The 13,195-nt window shown below is 68.1% G+C and carries 13 protein-coding genes; 9 read left to right on the forward strand and 4 right to left on the reverse strand.

Annotated elements, in window-relative coordinates; all coding sequences use genetic code 11:
• Positions 1–123 precede the first annotated feature (123 nt).
• Positions 124–966 (forward strand): isopenicillin N synthase family dioxygenase, encoded by an 843-nt coding sequence (locus tag AC1D2H_RS03125; protein ID WP_478009831.1) that lies wholly within the window; start codon positions 124–126, stop codon positions 964–966.
• A 57-nt stretch (positions 967–1,023) separates the two neighbouring features.
• Here the strand turns inward: AC1D2H_RS03125 and AC1D2H_RS03130 are convergent, their stop codons facing one another.
• On the reverse strand, positions 1,024–1,614 hold the full coding sequence (locus AC1D2H_RS03130; RefSeq protein WP_477928413.1) for a 3'-5' exonuclease: 591 nt from the start codon (positions 1,612–1,614) through the stop codon (positions 1,024–1,026).
• Between the two features lie 79 nt (positions 1,615–1,693).
• Between AC1D2H_RS03130 and AC1D2H_RS03135 the strand changes: the two genes are divergently transcribed.
• Positions 1,694–2,368, forward strand: coding sequence for a hypothetical protein (locus AC1D2H_RS03135; protein WP_478009832.1), 675 nt, complete (start codon positions 1,694–1,696; stop codon positions 2,366–2,368).
• A gap of 6 nt (positions 2,369–2,374) precedes the next feature.
• Here AC1D2H_RS03135 and AC1D2H_RS03140 read toward each other — a convergent pair whose 3' ends face one another.
• Positions 2,375–2,935 (reverse strand): hypothetical protein, encoded by a 561-nt coding sequence (locus AC1D2H_RS03140; RefSeq protein WP_478009833.1) that lies wholly within the window; start codon positions 2,933–2,935, stop codon positions 2,375–2,377.
• A gap of 46 nt (positions 2,936–2,981) precedes the next feature.
• Between AC1D2H_RS03140 and AC1D2H_RS03145 the strand changes: the two genes are divergently transcribed.
• On the forward strand, positions 2,982–3,392 hold the full coding sequence (locus AC1D2H_RS03145) for a winged helix-turn-helix transcriptional regulator (protein ID WP_478009834.1): 411 nt from the start codon (positions 2,982–2,984) through the stop codon (positions 3,390–3,392).
• 6 nt (positions 3,393–3,398) lie between these two features.
• On the opposite strand, the gene pdxR is transcribed toward AC1D2H_RS03145, so the two are convergent.
• Entirely contained in the window at positions 3,399–4,856 is a 1,458-nt protein-coding gene (pdxR, locus tag AC1D2H_RS03150) for a MocR-like pyridoxine biosynthesis transcription factor PdxR (protein WP_478009836.1), read from the reverse strand.
• A gap of 97 nt (positions 4,857–4,953) precedes the next feature.
• Here pdxR and AC1D2H_RS03155 point away from each other — a divergent pair, with 97 nt between their 5' ends.
• The gene (locus AC1D2H_RS03155; RefSeq protein ID WP_478009837.1) at positions 4,954–5,589 is read left to right on the forward strand and encodes an FMN-binding negative transcriptional regulator; all 636 of its coding nucleotides are present in this window, start codon (positions 4,954–4,956) and stop codon (positions 5,587–5,589) included.
• A 16-nt stretch (positions 5,590–5,605) separates the two neighbouring features.
• On the opposite strand, the gene AC1D2H_RS03160 is transcribed toward AC1D2H_RS03155, so the two are convergent.
• Entirely contained in the window at positions 5,606–6,073 is a 468-nt protein-coding gene (locus tag AC1D2H_RS03160; RefSeq protein WP_478009838.1) for a hypothetical protein, read from the reverse strand.
• Between the two features lie 134 nt (positions 6,074–6,207).
• On the opposite strand from AC1D2H_RS03160, the gene AC1D2H_RS03165 reads away from it, so the two are divergent.
• From AC1D2H_RS03165 to AC1D2H_RS03185, 5 genes are all read left to right on the forward strand, one after another.
• Entirely contained in the window at positions 6,208–7,869 is a 1,662-nt protein-coding gene (locus AC1D2H_RS03165; RefSeq protein ID WP_478009839.1) for an FAD-dependent oxidoreductase, read from the forward strand.
• A gap of 43 nt (positions 7,870–7,912) precedes the next feature.
• The gene (locus AC1D2H_RS03170) at positions 7,913–8,203 is read left to right on the forward strand and encodes a hypothetical protein (RefSeq protein WP_477929558.1); all 291 of its coding nucleotides are present in this window, start codon (positions 7,913–7,915) and stop codon (positions 8,201–8,203) included.
• A gap of 58 nt (positions 8,204–8,261) precedes the next feature.
• Entirely contained in the window at positions 8,262–9,830 is a 1,569-nt protein-coding gene (locus tag AC1D2H_RS03175) for an ABC transporter substrate-binding protein (protein WP_478009840.1), read from the forward strand.
• Positions 9,827–11,389, forward strand: coding sequence for an ABC transporter substrate-binding protein (locus AC1D2H_RS03180; protein WP_478009841.1), 1,563 nt, complete (start codon positions 9,827–9,829; stop codon positions 11,387–11,389). The genes AC1D2H_RS03175 and AC1D2H_RS03180 overlap by 4 nt, the downstream gene beginning before the upstream one ends.
• Before the next feature lie 89 nt (positions 11,390–11,478).
• Positions 11,479–13,044 (forward strand): ABC transporter substrate-binding protein, encoded by a 1,566-nt coding sequence (locus AC1D2H_RS03185; protein ID WP_478009842.1) that lies wholly within the window; start codon positions 11,479–11,481, stop codon positions 13,042–13,044.
• Positions 13,045–13,195 lie beyond the last annotated feature (151 nt).

Consider the following 13,195-nt stretch of genomic DNA (forward strand, 5'->3'; position numbering starts at 1 on the left):
GTGGACGGGCCGCGACAAAGTTCACGCACCGCGATGCGGCAAAGTTGACTGGCCCGTAAACTTGTCGCCGCACCAGCCCCGCGATTGAATGGCTGTTCGCAAGGGACATTCAGGAGATCCCAGATGCAAGTCCAGGTCGTTGACTACCGCGCGGCAGATGCCGCCGAGAAGTTCACCCGCTCCCTGCACGAGACCGGTTTCGGCGTGCTGACCAACCACCCCATCCGCCAGGCCCTGGTCGAGAAGATCTATGCCGACTGGCTGGCCTTCTTCAACGGCGACGGCAAGGAAGCGTTTGCCTTCTCCAAGGAGACGCAGGACGGCTGGTTCTCGACCGCGATCTCGGAGACCGCCAAGGGCTCCACGCAGAAGGACATCAAGGAGTACTTCCACATCTACCCCTGGGGCCGCATCCCGCCCCAGCTCAAGGAAGACGCCCTCACCTACTACCGCGAAGCCAATGCCCTGGCCCAGGAGCTGCTGGGCTGGGTCGAGAAGTACACGCCGCCCGACATCGCGGCCAGGTACCGCGAACCGCTGTCCAACATGATCAAGGGCAGCACCAAGACGCTGCTGCGCGTGCTGCGCTACCCGCCGCTGACGGGCGAGGAGCCGGTGGGCTCGATCCGCGCGGCGGCGCATGGCGACATCAACCTGCTGACCATCCTGCCCGCCGCCAACGAGCCCGGCCTGCAGGTGCTGGGCACCGACAACGCCTGGCACGACGTGCCCTGCGATTTCGGCACGCTGACCATCAACATCGGCGACATGCTGCAGGAGGCCTCCGAGGGCTATTACCCGTCCACGCAGCACCGTGTGGTGAACCCGACCGGCGAAGGCGCCAAGAAGAGCCGGGTGTCGCTGCCACTGTTCCTGCACCCGCGCGATGACGTGGTGCTGTCGGACCGCTACACGGCCAACAGCTATCTCGACGAGCGGCTGCGTGAGCTGGGCGTGAAGACCTGAGGCGAAGGCCGCCTTCGAGAACGAAAGGGCGCCGTGGGCGCCCTTTTATTTGCCCATCTACAGCGGCATTGCCTTGAGTGCCTGGTACACCAGCAGCGATGCATGCGCATCGTTGGCGGCGTATTGCAGCTGCTGGGGGCTGAGCTTGCGAGCGGCCCAGTTGGACGTGGTGACCTTCTTGGACTTGGGCATGCGCTGCCCGAGAACGATGGCGACGGCCACCTTGAGGCCGACGGCCTGCTTGAAACCCAGGCGGCGCACCATGTGCGAAACGTCGATACCGCCGCTCAGCTGCACGCCCAGCTTCCTGTGCAGAGGCACGCGGTCGGAAACGATGCCGAACCCCACCTTGGCAATGGCATCCGACTCGAGCATGGCGCGCAGGAAGTCCGCAGTCTCGGGCGCTTCCGTATGCACGATGAAGGCATGTTCCGCGGTCGCGAGCTGCACGATGTGCGGTCCGGTCTGCTCGCCACCGGCAACGAACATGGGTTTGCTTTCGGTGTCGAAGCCAACCTGCCCGGCCTGGCGCAGCTCACGTTCGGCGAACTCGCACTGAGCCAGGTCGCGAAGCACATGGATGCGGTCGAGCGGCAGCGCGGGGTAAGGCGGCAGGGCTGCTATCTGTTCGCTCGTGGGTCTCTCCATCGAGGCAGTATGCATGGGCAGGCCGATGGCCGCGGCCGCCTCCACAAATCTGACGTCGCACCGGGCCGCGTCCGTCCCTATGCTGGACTCGTTCGACGGTACGGCAGTGGAGGCTCTCATGAAGATTCAGCGCCTGGGTGGCTTGTCGCTTCTTCTCATCGGTGGGCTGGCGATGGCCCAGCAAAGCCGCCCGAGCTTTGCGGAACCGGTGTTCCAAACCTCGGCCCATTGCCCGCTGAAGTTCAATGGCACCCGCTCGCCCCAGAACCAGGTCCTGTCGATCCTGCGCGTGGCCAAGGACAAGAACGATCCTGGCTTCCTGGCGGTCGGAGCGGGCCATGCCAAGGTGGCCAAGAGCTTTTGCGCGATGGAGATCCGGCTGGAAAAGCCGCTTGTCGCCCCCGAGTTGCTCAGCATCGACATGCGGGGCCAGGACATCAAGGAGGCCGACACGGTCCTGTCCTATGGGCTGCGCATCGGGTCGCAGGAGCACAAGATGGACTACGCCCGCGGCCGCTGGCTCGATACGGCATCGGGCGGTGAGATCAAGCGTTTCGTCGTGCAGCTGAAAGCCAGTACCCAGGTCATCCGCCTTGCCCTGTCGGGCATGGCCAAGAGCCAGGACGGCAAGGCGACGGCCCTCTACGACTTCGACAGCCTGGACTTCTGTTTCGTCGACGCCGACCATCCCGAGTACTGCGGCCCCGGGAGCCCGGCCGCGCCGCCTTCAGCCGGAGCGAGCGCGCCGGGCTAGCCCGCATCACAGCCGCGTGTCCACAGCCACCCAGTTGACCTCCCATGTCCCGCCCGCGTCGGCCGAAAACGCCTGCTCGAAGCGGCAGCGGTCGGTGCTCTCGGACTCGATGACGAAGCGCACCAGGATGGGCCGGCCGTTGAAGTCCTCGGCGCTGTAGAACAGGCCGCGCGGGCCGCCACCGAAGCCGCCCACCATGGGCGCGACGAGGGTGCCAGAGGCTGCATTGGAGAAGTTGAGCGTCCAGCGCTGCTGCTGCACCTCGAACAGCCGCAGCGACAGGCCCTGGATGCGCCCCTCGGGGCCCGAGACGTCCAGCTCGACGAGATTGGCGCGGCCGCCCAGCAGCGGGTGCACGGTGGTGGTGCCGGCGTACTCCGCCCACACATCGGTGCCGCTCAGCGGCCGCAGCCGGCGGCGCAGTGACGTGTGCCAATTGCCGTGCTCGAAGTCGAAATCCTGCGGCGTGCCCGACGGCGTTGCGGGCAGCGCAGGTGCGGCGATGGCACCGGCACCCACGGCAGCGAGCGCGGTGACGACAGTACGGCGTGTAGGTCTTGAGGGCATCGGCTTGGAGGTGACTAGACTGACCCGGTTCACTCTAAGCAGCACCATGTCCACTGCCAAGAAGGCACCTGCAGGTAACCGCCCGCGCGCGGCGCGTGGCAATGCCATCCCGGGCTGCGCACTGACGGCGGCACTGGCGGCCATCGGCGGGCGCTGGAAGCTGTTCATCGTGTACCGGCTGGCCGACGGCCCGCTGCACTTCGCCGCGCTGCGGCGCAGCCTGCCCGACGTGTCGGCCAAGGTGCTGGCCGAGCAGTTGCGTGAGTTGCAGGCCGATGGCCTGGTGAGCCGCGAGCGCACGGGGCCCGTGCCGGCCGTCGTGCAATACGCACTCACGCCGCACGGGCGGTCGGTGCTGCCGGTGGCCGAACAGATCCGCCACTGGGGCATGGCCCACCAGGCCGCATGCGCGCCCGCTGCGACGGAGCTGACGGTCGACGCCCGCGCGGTCTGCTGAGTCTCATCACCGGGCCAGGCCCGGCATCGCATCCAGCACGGCGGCCAGCTTGCGCACGCCGCGCGCGATCTCCTCCACGCTCAGCAGCGCATAGCCCATGACCAGCCCCGCCGCGCGGCCCGGCTCGGCGGCTGCATGCGCCAGATAGAGCGGCCCCAGCGGATACACCCACACGCCCGCGCGCTTCGCGGCCTCGACCAGCTCCGCCTCCCGCGCCGCCGGCACCGCGTCGAACCACACGACGACATGCAGCCCGCTGGCGCTGCCCTGCACCCTCACCCGCCCGGTCAGATGGCGCACCAACGCGTCCAGCAGCGCCGCGCGCCGCGCCTCCTGGGCCCGACGCATGCGGCGCACGTGGCGCTCATAGCCGCCGTCGGCGATCAGGCGCGCAAGGGCCCGTTGCGGGCCGGTCGGCGCATGGCGATCGGCGAGCTGGCGGATCTGGGCGAACGGCCCGACCAGGCTGGCAGGCAGCACGGCATAGCCCAGGCGCAGTTCGGGCGACAGGGTCTTGGAGAAGGTGCCGACGTAGATGACGCGGTCCTGCGGGTCCAGCGACCGCAGCGTCAGCTCCGGGCGGATGGCGTGGCGGTATTCCGCGTCGTAGTCATCCTCGATGACCCAGGCGCCCTGGGCGTGGGCCCAGGCCAGCAGCACGTGACGGCGCGCCATGGGCAGAAAGCCACCAAGCGGGAACTGGTGGGTGGGCGTCACATAGGCCAGCCGGGTCGGCGCGCGCGGCAATGCGTCGGTGACGAGACCATGGTCGTCCACCGGCACGCCCACGAGGCGCGCGCCAGCGGCCTCGAAGGCGCGATTGGCCATGCCGTAGCCGGGGTCCTCCACGGCGACGGCGTCGCCCGGGTCCAGCAGCAGGCGCGCGCACAGGTCGAGCACCTGCTGCGAGCCGTTGGCCACCACCAGTTGCTCCACGCTGCAGGCGATGCCGCGCGAGCGGGCCAGGTAACCCTGCAGGGCACGGCGCAGGCTCAGGTCGCCCAGCGGTTCGCGGTAGGTCAGCCGCACGTCGGGCGCGCTCTCGGTGGCACGCACCGCCTTGCGCCAGGGCAGCGCGGGAAAGTCGCCGCCCGACAGCGGCCCGTAGGCGAAGTCGATGGCGCGCGCCGGGGGGGCGTTGAAGTCGAACACCGGGCGTCGCTGCAGCCGTTCGCCCAGTACCGACAGGCGCGATGCCGCCGCCGCGCTGCGCGCCAGCGGCGCCGCCTCGACCGGGCTGCGGGCGCCGGCGGCCACCCGGCTCGCCGCCCCTGGCCGCGTCTCGATGAAACCCTCGGCCGCCAGTTGCTCGTAGACGGCGCTGACCGTCGTGCGCGACAGGCCACGCTCCGCCGCGCAGGCACGCGTGGACGGCAGCACCTGCCCCGGCGCGTGCGTGCCGTCGCGGATGCGGGCCTTGATCTCCTCGTAGAGCGCCCGGGAACGGCTCTCGGCTGCGTCCATCAACTGGCCCAGCTGATTTGTTGAAAACTGGAGCTTCTCACAAGGCCACGCCGCGCGCATAGTGGCGCATCCCTGTCCACCTTTTCGCCCCCCCGCCATGTACGTGCCCGACCACTACCGAGAGAACCGTCCCGACGTGCTGCATGCGCTGCTGCGCGCCCACCCGCTGGGCACGCTGGTGACGCACACGGCCGAGGGCGGGCTGGACGCCAACCACATTCCCTTCGAGCTGGCCGAGGACGAAGGTGTGCACGGCGTGCTGCGTGCCCACGTGGCCCGCAACAACCCGGTGTGGCGCGAGGTGGCCAGCGGTTCACCCGTGATGGTTGTCTTCCGCGGCCCCGAGGCCTATGTCTCGCCGAGCTGGTACCCCAGCAAGCACGAGGCGCACAGGCAGGTGCCGACGTGGAACTACGAGGTCGTGCACGCCCACGGCCGGCTGCAGGTGATGGATGACGAGCGCTTTGTGCGCGGCCTGGTGGCCCGCCTCACCCGCGAGCACGAGGCCGGCGAGGCCGTGCCGTGGAAGATGGGCGACTCACCCCAGGACTTCATCGCCCACCTGCTGACGCTGATCGTCGGCCTCGAGGTGCATATCGACCGCCTGGAGGGCAAGCGCAAGCTGAGCCAGAACAAGGAGGCGCGCGATATCCAGGGCGCGGCCGAGGCGCTGCACACTCGTGGCAGCCACGGCGTGGCCGCGGCGATGGCGACCTTCCTGCCGGAGCGTTAAAGAGGCGCGTCGGCCTTCACTCGCATTGCACGGGCAGCGGCTCGGTGTAGCGGACGAACTCGTCCAGCTTGCCTGCGGCGTTCACGAACTGCAGGCGCCCGCCCATCATGCGAATGGGGATGGCCTCGTCGAAGGTCTTGTCGCCAATGGTGGTCTTCAGGCGCAGCTTGCCGTCCTTGGACAGGCTCCAGTCGCCCGGGATGAACAAGGTCTCGCCCCGGGCCTTCAGGTCGTCGCGCCGCGACCCGCAGGGGGCGTGCAGCCGGAGTTCGTGATCGGCCTGGAATTCGAGGATGGAGTCGTTGCGCTTGGGTTCCACCACCTCCTTGCCGCCCGGCCCCTTGGTGAGGGTGACGGCCTGCCACCCGCCCACCAGGCGCAGCTCGCTGGGCGCGCCGGAGGCAGGACTGACAGCATCGGCCGCCAGGCAGTACAGGGGAGAGGTCAGCAGGCAGGCGGCGGCAAGGTGGTGGGAAAACTTCATGGAGGGCAGGTGAAGGGTGGTTTTCGAGTCTATGGCTCGAAACCCGCACCCCGGGCCCGACCAAGGTAAGGCTGAGGTAAAACCGCGAAGCGCCGCTGGAAGGCGCAGGGGGGCGGACCAGGGCCATGGGTCGAATGAAAGCAGACGAGTTGCCGCCGGAACAGCGCGAGCTGATGTTTCCGCCGCCGCTGCCGGCCGCGGATCTCGCCCGTATCGCCCGGTTTGCGCAGCCGCGCTCCTTCAAGGCCGGCGAGTTGCTGAGAAAGGCGGGGCAGGCCCCGGAGGGCATGTTCGTGCTGCTCAGCGGCCACGTGGTGCTGCACCGGCGCAACCTGCAGGGCACGGTCGAGCACCTCGTCGAATGCCGCGCGGGGGAATACATCGGCGAGGTGGGCCAGCTGGCCAACGTGACGTCGCTGGTGGACGCCGAGGCCATGGAGGACACCGAGACCCTGCTGGTGCCCACCGAAGGCCTGCGCGCCCTCATCATCAGCGAGGCGGAACTGGGCGCACGCATGATGCGCACGCTGATCCAGCGCCGCATGATGATGGTGGAGTCCGGCTTGAGCGGGCCGGTCGTCGTCGGGCGCCTCGGCGCACCCCAGGTGGTGAGGTTGCAGGGCTTCCTGCGCCGCAACGCCCAGCCGCACCAGCACCTCGCGCCCGACGACTCCGACGCGACGTGGACGCTGGTGCAGCGCTACGGCGGCAGCGCCGACGACGCGCTGGTGATCTGCCCCGGCGGCGCCGTGCTGCTGAACCCGTCCGAGGCCGAGATCGCCCGCGCCATCGGCATGGTCGACACGCGCGACCGCAGCGAAGTCTTCGACGCCCTCATCGTGGGCGCCGGCCCTGCGGGCCTGGCCGCGGCCGTGTATGCCGCGTCCGAAGGCCTCAAGGTCGTCGTGCTGGACAGCCGCCACCTCGGCGGCCAGGCCGGCGCCAGCGCCCGCATCGAGAACTATCTGGGCTTCCCCAGCGGCGTCTCGGGCGAGCAACTGGCCGCACTGGCCAGCGCACAGGCTCTGAAATTCGGCGCCGAGGTGATGGTGCCCGTGGAGGCGCGGTCGCTGGACTGCTCCCACGCCAACCCGCAGCAGGCCCTGCGCGTGCAACTGGCCGACGACCGCTGGCTGCAGGCACGCGCCGTCATCGTCGCCAGCGGCGCCCGCTACCGCCGCCCGCCGCTGGCCGGCCTGCGCGAGCTGGAGGGCCGCAGCGTCTGGTACTGGGCCTCCGCCAGCGAGGCGGGCCTGTGCACCGGCCAGGAGGTGGCCCTGGTGGGCGGCGGCAACTCGGCCGGCCAGGCTGCGGTGTACCTGTCGCAGTTCGCCTCCCGGGTGCGCATGCTGGTGCGCGGCGAGAGTCTCGCCGCCACCATGTCGCAATACCTGATCGAGCGCATCGCCAATCAGGCCAACATCGAGGTGCTGACGCACACCGAGCTCACCGCGCTGCACACCGGCGACGGCGGCGGCCTCGTCGAGGGCAGCTTGCGCGACCGCCACAACGACGACACGCGCAGCTGCCCGATGCGCCACCTCTTCCTCTTCGTCGGCGCAGACCCCGAGACCGCCTGGCTGGAAAGCTGCGGCGTGCGGCTGGACGACAAGGGCTTTGTGCTGACCGGCACCGAGGCTGGCGGCGAGGCGCTGGAGATGGAGACCAGCGTGCCGGGCGTGTTCGCCGTGGGCGACGTGCGCTCGGGGTCGGTCAAGCGGGTGGGCGGGGCGATCGGCGAGGGGGCAGCGGTGGTGGCGACATTGCATCGCTACCTGACGAAGGATTTTTCCTGATCGGCCCGCACTGAAGGATGGGTTGCCATTGAATTCCTGACCCATGAGCCAGCCCCGAGTCATCCACATCCACCCCGACGCGCCACCCAAGCCGGCGCTGGGCCAGCCCTGCAACGGCTGCGGCGTCTGCTGCCTGGCCGAGCCCTGTCCGCTGGGCGTCATCCTGAGCCGGCGCACCCAGGGCGCCTGCGTCATGGTGCGCTGGGACGGTGCACGCTATGTGTGCGGCGCACTGACCGCCCAACCCAGTGGCGTGCGTGGCTGGCTGGTGCGACGCTGGATCGCGGCCGGCGCCGGTTGCGATTGCTCACTCGAACCCGCGGGCAAGCCCTAGCGGACACCCCCGGGGGCAAGGCTACATTTTTCGGCTTCTGCAGTCCCTAGGAAGCCGCATGAAATCCCTGCTCCGACTCCTGCCCCTGCTCGCCGCGCTGACGCTGGGCTCGGCCACCGCCGTCCCGTTGCGCTGGGCGGCGCAGAACGACATCCTGACGCTGGACCCGCACTCGCAGGACCACAACACCTCCAATGCCATCGGCACCCACATCTACGAGGGGCTGACGCGCCTGGGGCAGAACTACCGCCCCGAGCCGTCGCTGGCCACCAAGTGGACCTATCTCTCCCAGACGCAGGTGCGCTTCGAACTGCGCAAGGGCGTCAAGTTCCACGACGGCTCGCCGTTCACGGCCGACGACGTCGTCTTCAGCTTCGGCCGCATCACCCAACCGCAGGGCACCAAGCAGACCTATGTGTCGGGCATCAAGGAGGTCAAGAAGATCGACGACCACACCGTCGACCTGCTGCTGGAGGCGCCCACGCCGATGCTGCTGCAGAACATCATCAGTTTCCCCATCATGAGCAAGGTCTGGTCGACCAAGAACAACACGACCAACACCCAGGACTACAAGGCCAAGGAAGAGAACTACGCCTCGCGCAACGCCAACGGCACCGGCCCCTACAAGCTGGTGAGCTGGCAGCCCGACCAGGCCGTGAAGATGGTGGCCAACAAGGACTGGTGGGACAAGAACCCGAGCAACGTCACCGAGCTGAGCTATCTGCCGATCAAGTCCGCGCCGACGCGCGTGGCGGCGCTGCTGTCGGGGGATGTCGACATCGTCACCGACCTGCCGCCGCAGGACTTCTTCAAGCTCAAGGAGGAAGGCAAGGTCAAGCTGCTGGAAGGCTCCGAGATCCGCACCGTCTTCTTCGTCATGGACCAGGGCAGCGAAGAGCTGCGCGAGTCGAGCGTGAAGGGCAAGAACCCGTTCAAGGACAAGCGCGTGCGCGAGGCGCTGAACCTGGCGCTGGACCGCGAGGCCATCAAGCGCAGCATCATGCGCGGCCTGTCGGTGCCGGCGGCGCTGATGATCGCGCCGGGCGTCAACGGCTATGACGCGGCGCTCGATGCACCGCTGAAGCCCGACCTCGACAAGGCGCGCAAGCTGCTCGCCGAGGCCGGCTACCCGCAGGGCTTCGAGGTGCCGCTGCACTGCCCCAACAACCGCTACGTCAACGACGAGCAGGTCTGCCAGGCCGCGGTGTCGATGTGGGCCAAGATCGGCGTCAAGGTGCGCCTGATCGGCGCCCCCTTCGCCACGCACAGCCAGACCTTCCAGCGCGGCGAATCGCCCTTCTACATGCTGGGCTGGGGCGTCTCCACCTACGACGCGCTGTACGGCATGCAGGCCTGGGGCCACACGCGCACCAATGGCGCCGACGGCAACTTCAACTTCGGCAAGGTCAGCGACGCGACTCTGGACGGCCTGATCCAGAAGATCAAGTTCGAACCCGACGTGCCCAAGCGCAATGCCCTCATCAAGGAGGCCCTGCTGCGCATCCGCGACGAATACCTCTTCGTGCCCATCCACCACCAGATCCGACCCTGGGCGATGAAGCCGGGCGTGGACACCCTCCACCGCTCCAACGACTACTTCGAGGCCCGCTACACCACCGTGAAATGAGGCTCGCCGCCCTCCTGGCCTGCGGGCTGCTCACCGCGCTGTCGGTGAGCGCGGCGCCGCTGCGCTGGGCCGCGCAGAACGACGTCCTGACGCTGGACCCTCATTCGCAGAACCACACCACCTCGCTGACCATCGCCGCCCAGGTCTATGAGGGACTGCTGCGGCGCGCCGAGAACAACCAGCCCGAGCCGTCGCTGGCGACGCGCTGGACCTATGTCTCGCCGACGCAGGTGCGCTTCGAGCTGCGCCGCGGCGTGAAGTTCCACGACGGCAGCCCCTTCACGGCGGACGACGTCGTCTTCAGCTTCGGCCGCATCCGCGAAACCCAGGGTGCAATGCAGGCCTATGTGTCGGGCATCCGCGAGATCCGCAAGCTGGGCGACCACAGCATTGATGTGATGCTGGAGGCGCCAGCGCCGCTGCTGCTGCAGAACCTGGTCAGCTTCTGCATCATGAGCCGGGCCTGGGCTCTGAAGCACAACGCGGTGCATGTCGAGGACTTCAAGGCCAGGGAGGAGAACCACGCCTCGCGCAACGCCAACGGCACCGGGCCCTACAAGCTGGTGAGCTGGACGCCCGACCAGGCCGTGCAGATGGTCATCAACAAGGACTGGTGGGACAGCAACAAGGGCAATGTCACCGAGCTGACCTATCTGCCGATCAAGTCGTCGCCGACGCGCGTGGCGGCCCTGCTGTCGGGCGACGTCGACCTCGTCACCGACGTGCCGCCGCAAGACTATCAACGCCTCAAGGCCGATGCACGGATCAAGCTGATGGAAGGCACCGAGGTGCGCACCGTCTTCTTCGCGATGGACCAGAGCAGCGAGGAGCTGCGCGACGCCAGCGTCAAGGGGCGCAACCCCTTCAAGGACAAGCGCGTTCGCGAGGCCCTGAATCTGGCCCTGGACCGCGAGGCCATCAAGCGCAGCATCATGCGCGGCCTGTCGGTGCCCGCGGCGCTGATGGTGGCGCCGGGCATCAACGGCCATGACGCGGCCCTGGACTTGCCCCTCAAACCCGACCCCGACAAGGCCCGCAGGCTGCTCGCCGAGGCCGGCTATCCGCAGGGCTTCGACGTGCCGCTGCGCTGCCCCAACAACCGCTACGTCAACGACGAGCAGATCTGCCAGGCCGCCGTCGCCATGTGGGCGCGCATCGGCGTGCGGGCTCGGCTCAACGCCCAGCCGATGAGCCTGCACATCCAGGCGCTGGAGCGCTTCGAGTCGCCCTTCTACCTGATCGGCATCTCCATGCCGACCTACGACGCCCACCAGGGCCTGCAGGGTTGGGGCCACAGCCTCGACGCGCGCGGCAATGGCGGCCAGAACTTCAGCCGCCTCGCCGACCCGACGCTGGACAGCCTCGTCGAGCGCATCCAGTTCGAGCCCGACATCCCACAGCGCAACGCACTCATCCGCGAGGCCCTGCTGCGCGTGCGCGACGAGTACTTCTTCATCCCGGTGCATCACCAGATCCGCCCCTGGGCCATGAAGCCCGGCGTGAACACCCTGCACCGCTCCAACGACATTTTCGAAGCCCGCTTCACCACGGTGAAGTAGAACGCCGCCAGTCCACAGAACAGCAACCCGCCAGAAACCTGCCAGCAATCAGCGATCATCACGTTTTCGAATCAACGAGGATTCCAAAGATGAAACTGCGTCTGGCCGCTGCCGCCTTGCTGGCATGCGCTTCCTTCACCGTCTCTGCACAAACGCTGCGCTGGGCCGCGCAGAACGACATCCAGACGCTGGACCCGCATTCGCAGAACCATTCGGCCACGTCCACCATCACGGGCTATGCCTATGAGGGCCTGACGCGCTACACCGAGAAGTTCGAGGTCGAGCCGGCACTCGCGGCGAAGTGGACTTTCGTGACGCCGACCCAGGTGCGCTTCGACTTGCGCAAAGGCGTCAAGTTCCACGACGGCACGCCCTTCACGGCCGACGACGTCGTCTTCAGCCTGCAACGCATCAAGCACCCGTCCAGCAACATGATCATCTACGCCTCCGGCATCAAGGAGGTGAAGAAGATCGACGACCACACGGTGGACTTAGTGCTGGAAGGGCCCAACCCCGTGCTGGCGCGCAACCTCACCTATGTGCGCATCCTGAGCAAGGCCTGGGCGGCCAGGAACCGCTCGGAGAACCCGCAGGACTTCAAGGCCAAGGAAGACACCTACGCCTCGCGCAATGCCATGGGCACGGGCCCGTTCAAGATCGTCAGCTGGACGCCGGACCAGAAGATCAGCATGGTGGCCAACAAGGACTGGTGGGACAAGCCCAAGGGCAATATCAGCGAGGTCACCTACCTGCCGATCAAGTCGGACGCGACGCGCGTGGCCGCCCTGCTCTCCGGCGACCTCGACCTGCTGACCGACCTGCCGCCGCAGGACGTCGCCAAGCTCAAGGCCGACCCGCGCCTCAAGGTCATCGACGGGCCGGAGAACCGCACCATCTTCTTCGCGCTGGACATCGGCAGCGACGAGCTCAAGGGCTCGAACGTGAAGGGCAAGAACCCGCTGAAGGACAAGCGCGTGCGCGAGGCCATGTCGCTGGCCATCGACCGCGAGGCCATCAAGCGCAGCCTGATGCGCGGCCTGTCCATCCCGGCCGGCATCATGGTGGCGCCGGTGGCCTATGGCTGGTCCCAGGAGCTGGACCAGGTCGCCAAGCCCGATCTGGCGCGCGCCAAGCAATTGATGGCGGAAGCCGGCTACCCCGACGGCTTCGAGACGCCGCTGGCCTGCCCCAACGATCGCTACGTCAACGACGAGGAGATCTGCCAGGCGGTCGTCTCCATGTGGGCGCGCGTCGGCATCAAGGCCAAGCTCAGCACCCAGCCGATGACGCAGCACTCGGCCGCCATGCAGCGCTACGAGCTGCCGCTGTATATGTACGGCTGGGGCGTGACGACGTTTGACGCGCAGTACACGCTGCAGGACATCGTCCACACCAAGACCGGCGGTGCCGACGGCAAGGGCAACTACTCGCGTGTCAGCGATGCCAAGGTCGATGCGCTGGTGCAGCAGATGAAGGTCGAGACCGACGTGCCCAAGCGCCTGGCGCTGATGCAGGAAGCGCTGAAGCGCACGCGCGACGAATACCTTTTCATCCCCATCCACCACCAGGTGCGGCCGTGGGCGATGAAGGCCGCGGTGACCATTCCGCACTCGGCCAATGACGCGCCCCAGGCGAAATGGGCGACGGTGAAGTGATGCCCCTCGCCCAGTCTCGCCCTGCTGGACGCGGGCGCGCCTGGTCGGTCTTGCAGACCGCGCTGCGGACCAAGCCGCAGCTCTTCGGCAGGCACATGCCGCCCACTGGGCGCCATGTGTCCGGCCTCAGCCCCCGAGGGGACGGCGATGC

The organism is Roseateles sp. P1_C1_2 (genome assembly GCF_056406535.1).